The organism is Nonomuraea solani (assembly GCF_900108335.1).
Classification (GTDB): domain Bacteria; phylum Actinomycetota; class Actinomycetes; order Streptosporangiales; family Streptosporangiaceae; genus Nonomuraea; species Nonomuraea solani.
Genome location: NZ_FNVT01000002.1, coordinates 20,541 through 36,002 on the forward strand (window position 1 = coordinate 20,541; position 15,462 = coordinate 36,002).

Genomic DNA, 15,462 nt, shown 5'->3' on the forward strand with positions numbered 1-15,462 from the left:
GTCTACCTCACTGCCTCGCCGAAGAAGTCCGGATTGTCGTCACCGTCGCCCTGGGCGACCGCACGGTCGTGCACCCATTTGCCGATGGCCAGGTCGAGCACCCCGAGCCCGAACGGAGCGAAGATCACCGGCCGGGAGCGGTCGACGGCCACGTCGCCGTTCAGCACGCCCGCGATGGTGCCGTCGATGAAGCTCCGGTCGCCGGTCCGCCGCTCGGCCAGGTGCAGCGAGGTGTTCTCCCGTACGGCGTGGTCCACGTCGTCGGTGATGTTCTGCGCGGCCAGCACCATCTCGGGGGCCAGGTCCCGCAGCGACAGGTGCAGCACGACGGGCGCGTGCGCCAGCAGGCCCGGGTCGTGCAGGTGCGGCTCACCGGCGACGGTGGTCAGCACCACGAGGTCGCAGTCCGCGAAGGCGTCGCGCACGTCGTCGGTGACGACGACGTCCTGCGCGCCCTGCTCGGTGAGCGTCCGGCCGAACCGCTCGGCGTGCGACCGCTCCCGGTCGAACAGCCGGAACCCGCCGACCTTCCAGTCCAGGTCGCGCAGGAACTTCCAGACGTGCCCGGCGATCAGGCCGGTGCCGATCACACCGATCCGCTGGGCGACGCGGCCGCCGCTGAGCGCCTCCGCGCCGAGCAGGGCCGAGGCTGCCGTACGGGTCGCCGACACGATGGACGACTCCATGCAGACGAACGGGTAGCCGGTGTCCATGTCGTTGAGCACCAGGACGGCGGAGGCCCGCGGGATCCCGTGGGTGGCCGGGTTATCGGGGAAGCTGGCGATCCATTTGATGCCGGCCACGTCGAACTCGCCGCCCAGGTACGCCGGCAGCGAGATGATCCGCGACTTGGGCAGGTGCGGGAAGCGCAGGAACGCGCTGTGCGGGTTGGAGCTGTCGCCGCGCTCATGGGTGAGATAGGCGCGGCGTACGACGTCGAGGCACTCGGGGCGGCCGCCGTCGACGTGCTTCAGTACGTCGGCTCCGGTCAGCGTACGCAGGGACGGCAGATCAAGGGACGAGCCTGGCATGTTCTTCCTTTCGGCCCTCGTTCAGGTGGAGCACGACCGGCCGTGATTCCGCCGCCTCCTCGCCGAGGGACTCCTTGACCCAGGTGGGGTTGTAGATCGTGTCCGTGTAGCGGGTGCCGCTGTCGGCGCAGAGGAACACGACCGTGGGCTTGCCGCCGGAGGGCGGGCGCTGGTCGAAGTAGCCGCGGATGGCGGCGTAGACGCTGCCGGTCGAGCCGCCCGTGTAGAGCCCGTACCGCTCGAACAGTTCGTGGCAGCCTTCCACCGCCTGCTTCTCCGGCACGATGACGACGTCGTCGATCCACGCCTGCTCGCACAGCGCGGGCACGATGCTGGAGCCGAGGCCGGGGATGCGGCGCACGGAGGGCGGCTGGCGGAAGATGGCCGATCCGGCCGCGTCCACGGCGACCACGGTGACGTCCGGGAACAACTCTTTGAGCCGCCTGGACAGCCCGGCGATCGTGCCACCGGTGCTGACGCCGACGAAGACGTAGTCGATGGTCCTGAGGGCCCCGCAGAGTTCGCCGCCGGTCATCCGGTAATGCCCTTCCAGGGCGTCCGGGTTGTTGTACTGGTTGGGCCAGTACGCCGGCGACAGCTCCGCGACCAGTTGCCGCACCCGGGTCAGCCGGGTGCGCAGGTAACCGCCCGACCCGTCCGGCTCGTCGACCTTGACGACGCGCTCGCAGATGGTCCGCAGGTACGCCTCGGTGGGCGCGTTGCAGTTCGGGTCGATGACCGGGACGAACCGCAGGCCGAGCGCCTGGCAGAAGGACGCCATGGAGATCGCGAAGTTCCCCGACGAGGACTCGATGACCGTGGTGTCCTCGGTGATGTCGCCCCGCTCGATCGCGCGCTTCAGGATCCAGTACGCGGAACGATCCTTCGTGCTGCCGTTGGGGTTGGCGAACTCCAGCTTGGCGTACAGCTCCACCGTGTCGTCGGCCAGCCGGACGACCGGGGTCTGGCCGAAGGCGGCGCGGAGCATGTCGAGCCTGGTGAGCAGCGCGCTCACTCGCTTGGCTGCCTGCGGTCGACGGGCACGTACCGGGGGATGGGGAACTGGGAGGCCAGCTTGCGAACGTCGGCGCGTACGGCCTGGCGGGTGAAGTCCTCCAGCTCGTAGTCGCGCTCCCCCAGCGGGCGGACGGCGCGCAGCACCGAGTCGATCAACTGGGCGCACTGCCGGATCTCGGAGGGGCCGAACCCGCGCTGCGCGACGGAGTTCGTGCCGATGCGCACGCCGCTGGTGACGGTCGAGGGGCGCGGGTCGCCGGGGATGTGGTTCTTGTTGACGACGATCCCCACGTCCTCCAGGGCCCGCTCGGCGACCAGCCCGCTGATGGGCTGCCCGATGAAGTCGAGCAGGACGATGTGGTTGTCGGTGCCGCCGGTGATCACCTGGTAGCCCAGCCCGGCCAGCTCCGAGGCGAGCAGCGCGGCGTTGTCCACGATGCGCCGCGCGGCGGCCCGGTACTCCTCGGTCTGCACGAGCGAGAGCATGCGCGCCTTGGCCGCGATCACCGGCAGGATCGGCGCGCCCTGGAAGTAGGGGAAGATCGCCGAGCGCAGGCGCTGGGCCAGGGTCCTGCCGTCCTCGCCGAACGGCGTGCCGGCGTCCCGCCCGGACATGATCAGCGCGCCGCGCGGGCCGCCGAGCTGTTTGTGCGTGCAGGTCGTCGTGATGTGCGCGTGGTCGACCGGGCTGGGGTGCAGACCGGTGGCGACCAGACCGGCGATGTGGGAGATGTCGGCGAGCAGCAGCGCGCCGGCCTCGTCGGCGATCTCCCTGAACCTGGCGAAGTCCACCGTTCTCGGGTACGCGGTGGCGCCGCAGACGATGAGCTTCGGCCGGTGTTCGAGCGCGAGTTCGCGGGCCTGCTTATAGTCGATGCGCCGATTGTTGTCAAGGCCGTAGTTGATGGCCTGGAAATACGTGCCGGAATAGGCGGCGGGGAATCCGTGCGTGAGGTGGCCGCCCTGATCCAGCTTCATTCCGAGAATCACGTCACCCGGGTTCAGCAGGGCCGACATCACCGCATAGTTGGCCGTCGTCGCTGAATGTGCCTGCACGTTCACGTAACGCGCCCCGAAGACCGCCATGGCGCGGTCGATGGCGTATTGCTCAATGGGATCGATTTCGCCACACCCGGCGTGATATCGGGCACCGGGATAGCCCTCGGCGGTCACGTTCATGGCCACGGAGGACATGCAGGCCAGCACGGAGGGGTCCACGATGCTGGAGGACGCGACCATCATCAGCGTGCCGTCCTGGCGCTGGTGCTCGGCGACCAGGGCCCGGTGCAGCAGGGGATCCTCTTGGGCGAGGAGGGCGTAGCCCCGCCGGATGAACAAGTCGAAGGGCGATCCTGCCGACCCAACGTGTGATTGCCGGGCATGTGCGGCCCGCACAGATTGAGAATTCAATTTCTCCCCGATTTACATGACACCCAACGCGACTTGACTCGCGAAGTCAGCACACTCCGCGCAGGCTTCTCCCCCCGAATCCACCTCGCTTCCGGCTAATCGCGCGAATTGATCACGGGGACCATAGCGTGGAGGATGGCGGTCAAGCGCGTGTTTGAAAAGATTCTTCATCCGAAAATCGGACATGAAGGAAGTGGCCCCGGATGTCGCGGGCTAGCCGCAGGCGGCCATGTTGGCGACGACCATGAGCAGGCCGGCGGTGTCACTGAGACCGAACCACCGGCGGCCGTCGGCGCCGTTTCCCGGGCTCGCGTCCTTGGCGCCGCGCAGGTCGATGACGTCCGCCGGCGACTCGTCGTCGCGGCCCTGCTGGCGGCGGACCTTGATGCGCAGCCTGGCCAGCAGCGCCTCGATGATGCCGGCCTGCTCCCACTGCTGGAAGTACCAGTACACGGTCTGCCACGGCGGCAGGTCGGTGGGCAGGTAGCGCCACGGGCAGCCGGAGCGCAGCACGTACAGGATCGCGTTGACGATCTCACGGCGCGGGTGCTTCTCCGGGCGCCCGCCGGTGTTAGGCCCAGGCAGCAGAGGCTCGATCAGCTTCCACTGCGCGTCAGACAGATCAGAAGGGTAACGATCAAGGGGCATCCGGCCACCCTGACATCAGCCTCCATAATCTCGCCACAAGATCGAACTTCTCAAACAAGGAGAACGGCCGTCGCGCCGATCACCGTTCGAGCAGGTTCGCCAGCCGCTCCAGGCTCTTCTCCATCCCCGCCCTGTTCCTGGACGGGAACCCGAGCAGCGGGAACAGCAGGCCGATCTTCGCCGTCGACCAGTCGAAGGTCTCGGTGACGCGGGTGGTGCCCGGATCAAGGGGTTCGAGCCGCCAGCGCCACCGGTGCCCGCCGCCGTGCCGCCAGGCGATCAGGCGCCCCTCCTCGAACTCCACCACCTCGTTCCTGACCTTGTACGAGACGCTCATCTTCATGTCCATCCCGAACCGCGCGCCCATGCTCAGCCGCTCCGGCGCGTCCGTCTTGGGCTCCCCCACGGTGCCCGATCCGTCGATCAGGTGGTGTTTGCGCGGGTCGGCCAGTAAGTCGAAGATCGTGTCGCTGTCCGCGTTGATGATCCGCGTGACCGAGACCTGTCGCTCGCCCATTACCCATCTCCCGTCGATCTCCGGCAAGGTCGGGACCATCCTCCTCCCTCGCCCCGGCCCCTCGACGATCAGGGCGGCGCACTCGCGGAACAGGTCGCCGCCGGTGCGGCCGGGCTGGAAGCATTCGGCCACGCCGGCGATCACCGTGGGGTACGCCTCGGCGAAACCGGCCATGCCGAAGCCGTCCAGAGCGTCCTCGCCCGGAGGACCGGCCTGCTCCTCCAGGACGTAGCCGACGGTGAACCGCTCCACCGTCAGGACGATGCCACGCGCCACCAGAGCGCTCATGGCGAGTTCGGAGATCGCGGCCATCTTGCGGGAGAGCTGAGAGGCGGAGATGACGCGAGCGGTGTCGGGGTCGCGGGGCGGCTCGCGGTCAGGGTGGCGCGACCGCTCGGCACCGGCCGCGTCATCGCGACCGGGCGCGACGACGACCAGTCGCGCGCGTCTGGCAACGAACCGACCTCAAGGGCAGACGCCTCGTCGCGCTACAAATCGCCGCAGGCGACCGGCCCTCCTTCCGTGCACGTGCCGAATCGCCGCAGGCGAACCGACCTCCCCATCTCCCTTGCGCGGGCCGAATCGCCGCAGGTGAACCGGCCCCCTTCTTCCCTTAAAGGGAGCCGCGCCGAAGTGCGGCGGGGAGGGGCGTGCGGGCTGCGGGGTCGACGGTCTCCGTCCGGAAGGTTGCTGTCGGTGGGCGCCGGTAAGGTGCGGCGGCATGGCCACCCCCACAGCGCCGGACCTCGCGGCCCTCCGCGCACTGCTGCCCAAGGCAACCCCGGCACGCGCCTGGCGGGCGATCCGCGAGCTCGCCATCGTCGCCCCCACGGTCTCGCGGCCGGCGCTCGAACTGGCCGCCGAGTTCGCCGGGATCGCCCTGCCGCCCACCGAGCGGTTGCTCAAGTTCTGGCCCGCGACGCCGGATCCGGCCGGGTTCGCCGAGTTCCTGCTGGCGCCCGCGTTCGTCCGCGAAGAACGTACCGAGCTGCGGATCAGCGAGAGATCCCTGACACCCGGCCTGCGCCACCTGAGCACCCTGCGCAAGGTCGACCTGCGCGGCCGCGCGTTCTACGACGACATCGCCGAGCTCGCCGGCCTCACCGGCCTGATCGAGCTGCGGCTCGACCAGGCCCGGCTCGTGACCGACTTCTCGCCTCTGGCCGCACTGACGCGACTGGAGTACCTCGACCTCTCCGGCACCCGGATCAGCGACCTCGCCCCGCTGGCGGGCATGCGCAAGCTGATGACGCTGGACCTGTCACACTGCCGGTCGCTCAGCGACGTACGCCCGCTGTCCGGACTGCCCCGGTTACGGAACCTCGATCTCGGCCACACCGGGGTCACCGCGCTCACCGGCCTGCGCGACCTCGACGCCCTGGAGGAGCTGACGGCCGGCTCCTCCGCCACGCCGCTCACCTCGATCGACGGCATCGACGCGCTGCCCGCGCTGCGGACGCTCTCACTGGAACCGAACGGCGACACGGAGGCCCTGAACGGCGGCGGACCGTACCACCACCTGACCGCCCTCGGCCTGCCGCGCGTCCCGCTGCCCGATCTGCGCTTCGTCTCCCGCTTCCCCGCCCTGACCACGATCAGGATCGGCGACGAGCACGAGCCGACCTCGCTGGAGGGGCTGGCGGGACATCCGTCGATCGCCGAAGTCCAGTTGTGGGGCACCGACCGGCTGCACGACCTGTCCGAGCTGCCCGCTCTGCGCCGGCTCGGCCTGGGGATGCTGCGGATCCGCGATCTCGCCCCGCTGACCGAACTGCGGCTGGACGAGCTGGACCTGGATCACCTGAACCGGCTCACCACACTGACGGGCATCCCCGGCGTACGCTCGTTGAGGATCTGGAACTGCCCCGAACTGGCGGATCTGGGCGCGCTGGACGACCGGCTCGAAAAGCTCGACCTCCTCGGGTGCCCGCTCCTTGAGGATCCACGCCGGCTGACCGGCCTGCGCGGTCTCAAGGAGCTGCATCTCGACTTCTCCCCGGCGTCCCTGCGTGACCTGCACGGACTCGACGCCCTCACCGAACTGCACCTCGACTCCGACCGGCCGGTCAGCCTCGACGGGCTCGAAGGGCTGCCCGCGCTGCGCACGCTGAACGCCGATGCGATGACGGGCCTGGACCGGGCGGGCCATCCCGGTCTCGCCGTCCTGTCCCTTCCCCGCCGCCCGCTTCCCGGCCTGCGTTTCCTGGCACGTTTTCCGTCCCTCACCAAGATCGTGCTCTTCCCCGAGCACGACGTCACCTCCCTGGACGCGCTGGCGGACCACCCGTCGATCGCGACGGTCGAACTGTTCGGGCCCCCGACGGTGAAGGACCTGTCCGTGCTGAGCCGGATGCCGGCGCTGCGCGCGCTCACGCTCGGCTACCTGCCCGACCTCGACGGGTTGCTCCTGCCCTCCGTGCTCCCTCAGGTGGAGGCGCTGCGCCTGTGCGGGATCGACGGCCTGCGCACGCTCGACGGGTTCACGCACCTGCCCGCCCTGCGTTCGCTGGAGGTCAGCGGCTGCCCCCGGCTGCGCGACCTCGGCGCAGTGACCGGCCTGCCGTCGCTGGAACGGGTGGACATCCACGACTGCCCCGACCTGACTGAACGCGGCCTGCTCTAGAAGCGGGCGACGGTCACGACTCCACGGGGCAGCCGTCCTTGCCCAAGATCTTGCGCACGAGCTCCTCGTCCATCGGCGTCTCGCTGACGACGCGGCCCCCTGGTACTCCTCCCCCGGACGGCCCGCACGGCCGAGCGTGATCTCGCCCGTGCCGGTGAAGTCCTTGGCGATGGTGAGCCCGATCGGGCAGCTCCGCGTGGCACCGCACCCCTCCGGGCGGTCGATCGTCTTGATCTTGGCTGCGTTGGACTTAGGGCCATCGACCCATCCCGGAACGTCCTTCATGATCTCGCCCACCATGGAAGGGGAGACGGGCACGACCCTGAGCGAGATGTCGATGCCCGCGTCCTTGAGCTGCGTCTCGTACGCCGCGCTGTTGGCGTACAGGTCCTTGATCTCGATGAGGTAGTGGTCGCCCTCGTCCTTGATGTCCAGCGCGGCGGCGGGCGCGGCGCCGAGGACGGCCATGGCCGACCAGCCCGCCGTGGCGACGGCCGCCGCGATCGGCAGCGCGATCAGGGGCCGCCACCGTACGCGCCGCGCGCGCGGAGCGGGTTCGCCGGAGTCCATGATCTGGGTGAGGCTCACGGCGCGCGGGCCGTACGTGCTCAGGTCGATGTCGATGGCGGCCGGCTCGGCGGCCAGGCGCTTGCGGGCGCGGTGCAGCCGCTGACGGACCGCCACCCGTGAGCAGCCCAGCACCTTGGCGATCTCTGCGGTGCCGAGCCCTTCCCAGCCCACGAGCGACAGCAGCTCCCTGTCCTCGTCCGACAGGCGCGCGAACGCCTCCCTGGCTCCCTCCGGCGCCCGGTCCACCGCCGGGTCGGCGTACGCGGACAGCTCCTCGCGAAGGCGCAGCGTCAGGGCCGTACGGCGCTGGGCCCCGCGCCGCTGGTTGGCCAGGATCCGCCGGGCCGTGCCGTAGAGCCACAGCCTGGCCCCGTCGCCGGCCGGCAGGTCGGCCAGCCGGCGCCAGGCCGTGGTGAACGTCTCGGCCATCACGTCGGCGCAGTCGTCCGGGTGGTCGGTGCGCCGCCGGACATATCCGGAAACGGCCGCGTAGTGCTCCGTGTAGATCTCTTCGAAGCGCCGCCGGGACTCGGCCGTTCCCCCATCATCGTCCTTCTTCAGGAATGTCACATGCCGGTAGATGTCCGGCAATCTACGAGCGTGACACGCGTCAGAACATGCCGTTTGGGATCTCGGCGGGCTCGGGCACCGGCTGAAGCACGTCCCAGTGCTCGGTGATCAGGCCGTTCTCCAGCCGCCAGATGTCGACCACCGCGACACCGCGCTCGTCGCCGGGCGGCACCATGTGATAGTGCACCACGGCGTATTCGTCGTCGGCGATGACCCGCTTGAGCACCAGCCGCGACCCCGTCACCGGAGCCTGGGCGATGAACTCGATGAACGCCTCCCGCCCCGACGGGTTCCCCGGGCTGTGCTCGACGAAGCCCTCGTGCAGCAGCGTGCGCAGAATGTCGATGTTGCCCGCCGCGAACTCCGCGAAGCCGTGCAGGACGAGTTCCCTGTTGCGTTGTGCCATGTCGTTCATGCCACCGACCGTCCCAGCCACCCGTCCGGCCTGTCGATTACATGCCATGTCATCGCCAGGACGGCGGACGCCCGGCCATACTCGGCCCCATGAGTCATGATCGGCCGGTCGGTGAGCTGCTGCGCGTGTGGCGGCACCGGCGCGGGCTCACCCAGCTCGACCTGGCCATCCAGGCCGACGTCTCGACCCGGCACGTCAGCTTCGTGGAGACCGGCCGGACCATTCCCAGCAGCGCGATGGTCCTGCACCTGGCCGAGCACCTCGCCGTCCCGCTGCGCGAGCGCAACCGCCTGCTGGTCGCCGCCGGGCACGCGCCCGTCTTCCGGCAGCGTCCCCTCGACGACCCGGATCTGGCCGGCGCGCGGAAGATCCTGGAGCAGGTCGTACGCGGCCACGAGCCCTACCCGGCCCTCGTGGTGGACCACCGCTGGAACCTGGTGCTCGCCAACGGCGCCATGGAGGTGTTCCTGGACGGCGTGGACGAGGCGCTGCTGCGGCCGCCGGTCAACATGATGCGGCTGGGCCTGCACCCGGACGGGTTCGCGCCCCGCCTGCTCAACCTGCCGCAGGTACGCGGCTTCCTGCTGCCCCGCTTGGCCCGGCAGGTGGCGCGCACCGGCGACCCCGAGCTGAGCGCGCTGCACGAGGAACTGCTGTCCTACGGCCCGCCCGTCGAGATGCCGCCACCGAATGCCGCCGACGTCGCCCTGCCCATCCGGATCCGGCACCAGGGCACGGAGCTGTGCTTCGTCAACACGATCACGACCTTCGGCACGGCCTTCGACATCACCCTGGACGAGATCGCCATAGAGGCGTACTTCCCGGCCGATCCGGAAACGGCCCGTCATTACAGGATCTCTGAAAACGGAGGACAGATCGCACGCGGCGTTCCACTCTGGTGACATCGAGTGGCTCCCCCTGTGCCGCCCCGGCGACGAGGACTCCCATGATCGACGCAGTGACCGTCGAGCGGTACGGCTTCCCCGGCCATCTCAGATCCGTGCCCGACGAGATCGACGCGACCGCGCTACCCGTCACCGGAACCCTGCCGCCAGAGCTCAACGGGCGTTACGTCCGCAATGGCCCCAACGCGCTGCCCGGTCAGACGAGCGCGTACTTCCAGAACGGCCCCGGCATGCTGCACGGCGTGCGGCTGCGTGACGGCCGCGCCGAGTGGTACCGCAATCGGTGGGTGCGCACGGCTGCCCTCGAGGGCCGGTCGTTCGTCACCCCCGACGGCCGCCGGCCAGTCGTTCCGCAATGGCAGCGCGCTCGCGAAGCTCATCGGCACCGGGCGCTTCCCGGCCGTGCGGGAGGCTCTCGCCGGCGGGGCCTTCGACGACGACCAGGACGGCATGGACTGCGAGTTCACCTTCGGCCTCGACGGGATCGACGTCCTCACGCGCGGCTGAAAACCGCTCGTTCCGAACAGTGGTGACGATCTACGATCGGGACGCGTGAGTGGGAGATTGCGCCAGATCGCGGCCGAGAACCAGCAGATCGCCGCCGAGGGCCGTTACGCGGCCGCCGACGGAACGGTCGTGGAGGTGGGCCCCGCGCTGCGCGCCGCCGTCGCCGGGACCGTGAGCCACCCGCCGGACGGCCCGCTCGGGCAGGCGGGCACCGGCGCGTACCGGACGGACGTCGAGGTGACCGGCGAGACGAGCCTCCAGGCGGCGCGGCGGCTGAACCTGGACGGCACCGCCGTCCTGAACTTCGCCTCCGCCCGCAACCCCGGCGGCGGTTACCTCAACGGCGCCAAGGCGCAGGAGGAGGACCTGTGCAGGAACGCCCTGCTGTACCCCTGTCTCCTCCAGGCGCCCGACTACTACGACGCGCACCGGGCCTCGCCCGACCTGCTCTACAGCCACCGCGTCATCTGGTCGCCCGGCGTGCCGGTGCACCGCGGCGAGGGCGGACGGCTGCTGGCGGAGCCGTACCTCGTCTCGTTCCTCACCTCGCCGGCGCCGAACGCCGGGCAGGCGCTGCGCCGCGACCCGGACGCGGGCGAGCGGATCCGGCAGGCGCTGAACGAGCGGGCGGGGCGCGTCCTGGCCGTGGCCGCGCACCACGGCGCCCGCGCGCTGGTGCTCGGGGCGTGGGGCTGCGGCGTGTTCCGCAACGATCCGCGCGAGGTCGCCGCCGCCTTCCACACGCACCTGGGCGGGGCCTTCGCGGGGGTGTTCGAGCGGGTGGTGTTCGCCGTCTGGGACCGCAGCCCGGACTCGGCGAACCGCGCCGCGTTCGCGGAGCGGTTCGCGGCTCCTAGCTGAACGCCGCCGCGTGGTCGCGGGCGAAGCCGGCCAGGTCGCGCGGCGGGCGGCCGAGCAGGTCGGCGACCGTGCCGGTGGTGAGGTCGCCCCAGCCGGAGGCGTACGCCCGCGCGTACTCTTCGAGCATGTCGGCGATCCATTCGGGAACGCCGTAGCCGACCAGCGACCCGCGCTTGACCTCGTCACTGACCTGCCGGTACGTGACGGACCTGCCCAGAGCGCGGCCCAGCTCGCCGGCGACCTCGTCGAACGTCAGCGAGCGCGGCCCGGTGAGCGTGTACGTCCGGCCATGGTGGCGATCGGGGTCGTCGAGGAGCACGCGGGCGGCGCACTCGGCGATGTCGCGGGCGTCGATCAGGCCGATCCGCGCCGCGGCCATGTTCAGCGAGAACGTGCCGGTGGCGGCGATGTCGCCGGCCTCGTTCAGCAGGTTCTGCATGAAGTAGTGCGGGCGCAGGATCGTCCAGCGCAGGCCGCTCCGCTCGGTCTCCTGGTCCGACAGCGCGTGCAGCCTGCCGCTGCGGTTCGGCGCGTCGTGGGCCGCGCCGATCACGGACAGGCGCACGACGCGCTCGACGCCGGCCTGGCGGGCGGCCCACAGGGCGTTCATGTTGTGCTCAGGGGCGCGCGGGCCGTTCGGGACGAGCAGCCACACATCCTGTACGCCCTCGAAGGCGGGCGGCAGCGACCGGGGGTCGCCGAGGTCGCCGGCGAAGACCTTGCCGGTCCCCTTGGACGCGTCACGGACGAGAGTCCGAAGGTCCACGTCAGCCCCGTCCAGCGCCTTCATCAGCGCGGTGGACACGGTTCCGGTGGCGCCGGTGATCAGTACGGTGCGCGACACTCTCGTTCTCCTTTTGATGGTGTAGATCAGTTGTGCCCTTGTGAACCGCCGGCCGGCTGGTGACACGCTCCAGGACCCAGAGCACGACGGTCCCGGCGGAAAAGGTGGCGCCCAGGACGCACACGCCGGCCCAGCCGCCGAACACCCAGACCACCGACGTCAGTCCCGAGCCCACCGCGCCGCCGAGGAACAGGGCGGTCATGAAGGCGGAGTTGATCCGGTTGCGGGCTTCGGGGCGGAGCGCGTACAGGACGTTCTGGCTGCTGTTGAGCACCGCCTGGTGCGCGAGGTCCAGCACGATCACGCCGGCGAGCAGCCAGAGCAGCGAGTGCGCCCCGGCGGCGATGGCCGCCCAGGAGGCCACCAGCAGGACCGTGCCCGCGCCGGTCACGAGCTGCACGTGCCCCCGGTCGGCCAGCCGTCCCGCGACCGTGGCGGTCAGCGCGCCCACGGCCCCGGCCAGGCCGAACAGCCCGATGGCCGACTCCGACCACTCGTACGGCGGCTGAACCAGCAGAAACGTCAGCGCCGTCCACAGCACGCTGAACGAGGCCAGGCTCAGCGCGCCGATTCCGGCCCGCCACCGCAGGAGGACCTCGTGCCGGAACATCGCGACCGTCGAACGCAGCAGCCCGGCGTACGACAGCCGCTGCCCGTCGCCCCCGAGCCGGGGCAGGAAGATCCGCAGCAGCACGGCCATCGCGACCATCAGGAGCGCGTTCACCCAGTAGACCGTGCGCCATCCGCCCAATTCCGACAGCGCTCCGGACGCGGTCCGCGCCAGCAGCAGGCCGAGCATCAGGCCGGTCATCACCGTGCCGACCACCCGGCCGCGCTCCGCCGGGTCCGCCAGCGTGGCCGCGAACGGCACCACCACCTGCGCCCCCACCGAGGTCAGCGCGGTCAGGGCGGTGCTGATGAGGAGCACCGTGCCGTTGGGCGCGGCGGCCGACACCAGCAGGAACGCGGCGGTCGCCAGGTAGAGCGCCACGGCGAGCCGCCGCCGCTCCATGAGGTCGCCGAGCGGCACCAGCAGGATCAGCCCCAGCGCGTACCCGGCCTGCGCGGCCGTCACCATCAGCGCCGCCGCCGAGGGCCCGACCCCCAGCTCCCGGCCGATCAGGTCGAGAAGGGGCTGGGCGAAGTAGTTGCCCGCGACCGCCAGCCCCGTCGCCACCGACATGAGCAGGAGCAACCCGCGATTCATCGTCATGCGCCCAGCCTGGGCGATAAGGGATCAATGAGTCCAATGCATATTTGTCATCCGACCGATCACGTATCACGATAGGTCCATGGAGCTTCAGCAGATGCGCTACGTCGTCGCCGTCGCGGAGACGAGCAACTTCACCCGCGCCGCCGAGCAGTGCCTGGTGGTCCAGTCCGCGCTGAGTCACCAGATCGCCCGGCTGGAGCGCGAGCTGGGCGCCAAGCTCTTCGACCGCACCAGCCGCCGCGTCCGGCTGACCCCGGCCGGCGAGGCGTTCCTGCCGGCGGCCCGGCAGGCTCTCGACGCCGCCGAGCGGGCCCAGGCCGAGGTGGCGGCCGCCGCCGGCGAGATCCGGGGCCGGCTCGCCATCGGCGCCATCCCCACCGTCACCGCGGTCGATCTCCCGACCGCGCTCAAGGACTTCCACCTGCGGCATCGCCAGGTACGGATCACTCTGCGCTCGGGCGCCAGCGAGGAGTTCATCGAACGGGTCCGTCAGGGCACCCTCGACGTCGCGTTCCTGGGCCTGCCGGTGGGCGTGCGGCCGAAGGGCGTCCGCGGCCGCGAACTGGCGCGGGGCGAACTCGTCGCCGTGGTGGCACCCGGCCACCCACTGGCCGGCCGGGAGGGCGTGGACCTGGAGCAGCTCTCGGACGAGCCCTTCGTCGACTTCCCTCAGGACACCGCCGCGCGGGCCCAGTCGGACGAGGCCTTCGCGGCGGCCGGAGTACGGCGCGAAGTCGCCTTCGAGGTGACGAACGTGGACTTCATGACCAGCCTGATCCGGCAGGGCCTGTGCGTCGGGATGCTGCCCGCCGCCTTCGCGACCGAACTCCCCGACCTGCCCGCGCTCCGGCTTCGCGACGCCCCCGCCCGCATGGAGCATCTCATCTGGAGCCGTTTCCCCCCATCTCCCGCCGCCGCGGCGTTCCTGTCCGCGCTGGACGTCCGGGTGTCGTCCACCCCGGACTAACATCGCTGGTCATGGATCTGAACGAGCGCTTCGACTGGCAGGGACGGCAGATCGCGTGGGGACGGGCGGGCTCCGGCCCGGCCGTGGTGTTCTGCCATGGCACGCCGTGGTCCTCGGTGGTGTGGCAGCCGTTCGCCGAGATGCTGAGCCACGACCACACCGTCTACCTGTGGGACATGCCCGGCTACGGCCTCTCGTCCAAGCGGGCCGATCATCCCGTCGACTTCGGCGTACAGGCGGAGGCGTTCGCCGCGCTGCTCGCACACTGGGGGCTGGACCGGCCGCACGTGATCGCCCACGACTTCGGCGGCGCCGTGTCACTGCGCGCGCGGCTGAACCTGGGCGCCGGCTACGCCTCTCTCCTGCTCGTCGACGTCGTGGCCATCCCGCCCAGCGGCTCGCCCTTCTTCGCCTTCGTCCAGGACCACCCTGACGTGCTCGAACGGTTGCCGGCCTACATCCATGAGGCCATCGTCCGCGCGTACATCCGGGGCGCGAGCCACCGCGGCCTGCGCGACGCCGACCTCGACGCGCTCGTCCGGCCCTGGCTGGGCGAAGAGGGCCAACCTGCGTTCTACCGGCAGATCGCCGCCTACGACGAGAGCTTCCTCGAAGAGAACGAGCGCCGCCTGGGCCGGCTCGACCTTCCGGTACGGATCGTGTGGGGTGCGGACGACGCCTGGATTCCGGTGAAGACGGCTCAGCGGCTGCGGGGCCTGCTCCCGGGCGCGAACCTGTCACTCGTCGCCGAGGCCGGCCATCTGATCCAGTACGACGCGCCCGCCGCCGTCATGGACGAGATCCGCACCTGGCTCGCCTGAGGGTCAGCGGCCGGTGGTGCCGTCGAGCTGCTCGCGCAGGATGTCCGCGTGGCCGGCGTGGCGGGCGGTCTCGCTCGTCATGTGGGCGATGACCCACCGGAGGGTGTGCCGGTTGCCGTCGACCGGGACGGCGCAGCGCGCGTCCGGGTCGCCGGCGGCGCGGATCGCGCGGTCGCTGTCCTCGATCGCCGCCCGGTAGTCGGCCAGCACATCGGCGGCGGCGCGCCCGGCCGGGACGGTCATGCCGTGCTCCGAGCCGGCGCTCCGTTCGGCGCCGGCGAGGTGGTGGCCGAACCAGTATCGCTCGACCTCGGCCAGGTGCTGGACGAGACCCAGGATCGAGGTGCCGCTGCCGACCAGGGCGCGGCGCACCTGCTCGTCGGACAGCCCGCCGGCCTTCTTCAACACGCAGTGCCGGGCGAACGACAGGAACGCCAGAGCCGTGTCGAGCTCGCCCGTGTCGACCCGTGGCACGGGCTCCCGCTGTGTCTCCGCCATGTGATCACCATAGCGAACTGACCAATTGGGCGTATTTGGTCAGTT

15 protein-coding genes and 2 pseudogenes are annotated in these 15,462 nt (G+C 70.7%); 7 read left to right on the forward strand and 10 right to left on the reverse strand.

From position 1 onward, the window contains the following. Positions 1-2: 2 nt before the first annotated feature. From sbnB to C4V41_RS65775, 5 genes are all read right to left on the reverse strand, one after another. Positions 3-1,031, reverse strand: a complete 1,029-nt coding sequence (gene sbnB / locus C4V41_RS05885; protein WP_103954773.1) for a 2,3-diaminopropionate biosynthesis protein SbnB — start codon at positions 1,029-1,031, stop codon at positions 3-5. Then, positions 1,012-2,046, reverse strand: coding sequence for a 2,3-diaminopropionate biosynthesis protein SbnA (gene sbnA, locus C4V41_RS05890; protein ID WP_103954774.1), 1,035 nt, complete (start codon positions 2,044-2,046; stop codon positions 1,012-1,014). Before sbnA ends, sbnB begins: the two co-directional genes overlap by 20 nt. Beyond that, positions 2,043-3,386: a serine hydroxymethyltransferase gene (locus C4V41_RS05895; protein ID WP_103954775.1), complete on the reverse strand. Its 1,344-nt coding sequence runs from the start codon at positions 3,384-3,386 to the stop codon at positions 2,043-2,045. The genes sbnA and C4V41_RS05895 overlap by 4 nt, the downstream gene beginning before the upstream one ends. A gap of 285 nt (positions 3,387-3,671) precedes the next feature. After that, the gene (locus C4V41_RS05900) at positions 3,672-4,106 is read right to left on the reverse strand and encodes an IS5 family transposase (RefSeq protein WP_103954776.1); all 435 of its coding nucleotides are present in this window, start codon (positions 4,104-4,106) and stop codon (positions 3,672-3,674) included. Positions 4,107-4,185: 79 nt separating this feature from the next. Then, positions 4,186-4,911 (reverse strand): SRPBCC family protein, encoded by a 726-nt coding sequence (locus tag C4V41_RS65775; RefSeq protein ID WP_327536123.1) that lies wholly within the window; start codon positions 4,909-4,911, stop codon positions 4,186-4,188. Between the two features lie 433 nt (positions 4,912-5,344). Here C4V41_RS65775 and C4V41_RS63985 point away from each other — a divergent pair, with 433 nt between their 5' ends. Together C4V41_RS63985 and C4V41_RS63990 are read left to right on the forward strand one after the other, a co-directional pair. Beyond that, positions 5,345-7,246: a leucine-rich repeat domain-containing protein gene (locus C4V41_RS63985; RefSeq protein WP_235029934.1), complete on the forward strand. Its 1,902-nt coding sequence runs from the start codon at positions 5,345-5,347 to the stop codon at positions 7,244-7,246. A gap of 427 nt (positions 7,247-7,673) precedes the next feature. Next, positions 7,674-7,919, forward strand: a complete 246-nt coding sequence (locus C4V41_RS63990) for a hypothetical protein (RefSeq protein ID WP_235029935.1) — start codon at positions 7,674-7,676, stop codon at positions 7,917-7,919. 20 nt (positions 7,920-7,939) lie between these two features. Here C4V41_RS63990 and C4V41_RS63995 read toward each other — a convergent pair. Together C4V41_RS63995 and C4V41_RS05920 are read right to left on the reverse strand one after the other, a co-directional pair. Further along, a pseudogene (locus C4V41_RS63995) lies at positions 7,940-8,386 on the reverse strand (RNA polymerase sigma factor); the annotation flags it as partial. Between the two features lie 40 nt (positions 8,387-8,426). Then, the gene (locus C4V41_RS05920) at positions 8,427-8,801 is read right to left on the reverse strand and encodes a nuclear transport factor 2 family protein (protein ID WP_200823785.1); all 375 of its coding nucleotides are present in this window, start codon (positions 8,799-8,801) and stop codon (positions 8,427-8,429) included. Between the two features lie 89 nt (positions 8,802-8,890). Here C4V41_RS05920 and C4V41_RS05925 point away from each other — a divergent pair, with 89 nt between their 5' ends. The 3 genes and pseudogenes from C4V41_RS05925 (at position 8,891) to C4V41_RS05935 (ending at position 11,074) form a co-directional block, all read left to right on the forward strand. Continuing rightward, the gene (locus tag C4V41_RS05925) at positions 8,891-9,703 is read left to right on the forward strand and encodes a helix-turn-helix domain-containing protein (protein ID WP_103954778.1); all 813 of its coding nucleotides are present in this window, start codon (positions 8,891-8,893) and stop codon (positions 9,701-9,703) included. Between the two features lie 44 nt (positions 9,704-9,747). Continuing rightward, a pseudogene (locus C4V41_RS64000) lies at positions 9,748-10,002 on the forward strand (carotenoid oxygenase family protein); the annotation flags it as partial. A 256-nt stretch (positions 10,003-10,258) separates the two neighbouring features. Next, positions 10,259-11,074: a TIGR02452 family protein gene (locus C4V41_RS05935; protein WP_103954780.1), complete on the forward strand. Its 816-nt coding sequence runs from the start codon at positions 10,259-10,261 to the stop codon at positions 11,072-11,074. On the opposite strand, the gene C4V41_RS05940 is transcribed toward C4V41_RS05935, so the two are convergent. After that, a complete protein-coding gene (locus C4V41_RS05940; RefSeq protein WP_103954781.1) occupies positions 11,067-11,918 on the reverse strand; it encodes an SDR family oxidoreductase in 852 nt (283 codons plus the stop codon). The genes C4V41_RS05935 and C4V41_RS05940 overlap by 8 nt on opposite strands. Beyond that, entirely contained in the window at positions 11,842-13,131 is a 1,290-nt protein-coding gene (locus C4V41_RS05945; protein ID WP_200823786.1) for an MFS transporter, read from the reverse strand. The genes C4V41_RS05940 and C4V41_RS05945 overlap by 77 nt, the downstream gene beginning before the upstream one ends. 79 nt (positions 13,132-13,210) lie before the next feature. Between C4V41_RS05945 and C4V41_RS05950 the strand changes: the two genes are divergently transcribed. Both C4V41_RS05950 and C4V41_RS05955 read left to right on the forward strand, forming a co-directional pair. Next, entirely contained in the window at positions 13,211-14,098 is an 888-nt protein-coding gene (locus C4V41_RS05950; RefSeq protein ID WP_103954782.1) for a LysR family transcriptional regulator, read from the forward strand. A gap of 11 nt (positions 14,099-14,109) precedes the next feature. Beyond that, complete coding sequence (locus C4V41_RS05955; protein WP_103954783.1) at positions 14,110-14,919, forward strand: alpha/beta fold hydrolase; 810 nt, start codon at positions 14,110-14,112, stop codon at positions 14,917-14,919. 3 nt (positions 14,920-14,922) lie between these two features. Here C4V41_RS05955 and C4V41_RS05960 read toward each other — a convergent pair whose 3' ends face one another. After that, positions 14,923-15,417 carry a DinB family protein gene (locus C4V41_RS05960; RefSeq protein ID WP_103954784.1) on the reverse strand — a complete coding sequence of 165 codons (495 nt, stop codon included), beginning with the start codon at positions 15,415-15,417 and terminating at the stop codon, positions 14,923-14,925. Positions 15,418-15,462: the final 45 nt, after the last annotated feature.

What these genes read in the sequence shown, in the direction of transcription:
- sbnB (WP_103954773.1), bottom strand. Translation starts at nt 1,031, where the DNA reads ATGCCAGGCTCGTCCCTTGATCTGCCGTCCCTGCGTACGCTGACCGGA.
- C4V41_RS05900 (WP_103954776.1), bottom strand. Translation starts at nt 4,106, where the DNA reads ATGCCCCTTGATCGTTACCCTTCTGATCTGTCTGACGCGCAGTGGAAG.
- C4V41_RS65775 (WP_327536123.1), bottom strand. Translation starts at nt 4,911, where the DNA reads ATGAGCGCTCTGGTGGCGCGTGGCATCGTCCTGACGGTGGAGCGGTTC.
- C4V41_RS63985 (WP_235029934.1), top strand. Translation starts at nt 5,345, where the DNA reads ATGGCCACCCCCACAGCGCCGGACCTCGCGGCCCTCCGCGCACTGCTG.
- C4V41_RS63990 (WP_235029935.1), top strand. Translation starts at nt 7,674, where the DNA reads ATGTCCAGCGCGGCGGCGGGCGCGGCGCCGAGGACGGCCATGGCCGAC.
- C4V41_RS05920 (WP_200823785.1), bottom strand. Translation starts at nt 8,801, where the DNA reads ATGAACGACATGGCACAACGCAACAGGGAACTCGTCCTGCACGGCTTC.
- C4V41_RS05925 (WP_103954778.1), top strand. Translation starts at nt 8,891, where the DNA reads ATGAGTCATGATCGGCCGGTCGGTGAGCTGCTGCGCGTGTGGCGGCAC.
- C4V41_RS05945 (WP_200823786.1), bottom strand. Translation starts at nt 13,131, where the DNA reads ATGACGATGAATCGCGGGTTGCTCCTGCTCATGTCGGTGGCGACGGGG.
- C4V41_RS05950 (WP_103954782.1), top strand. Translation starts at nt 13,211, where the DNA reads ATGGAGCTTCAGCAGATGCGCTACGTCGTCGCCGTCGCGGAGACGAGC.
- C4V41_RS05955 (WP_103954783.1), top strand. Translation starts at nt 14,110, where the DNA reads ATGGATCTGAACGAGCGCTTCGACTGGCAGGGACGGCAGATCGCGTGG.
- C4V41_RS05960 (WP_103954784.1), bottom strand. Translation starts at nt 15,417, where the DNA reads ATGGCGGAGACACAGCGGGAGCCCGTGCCACGGGTCGACACGGGCGAG.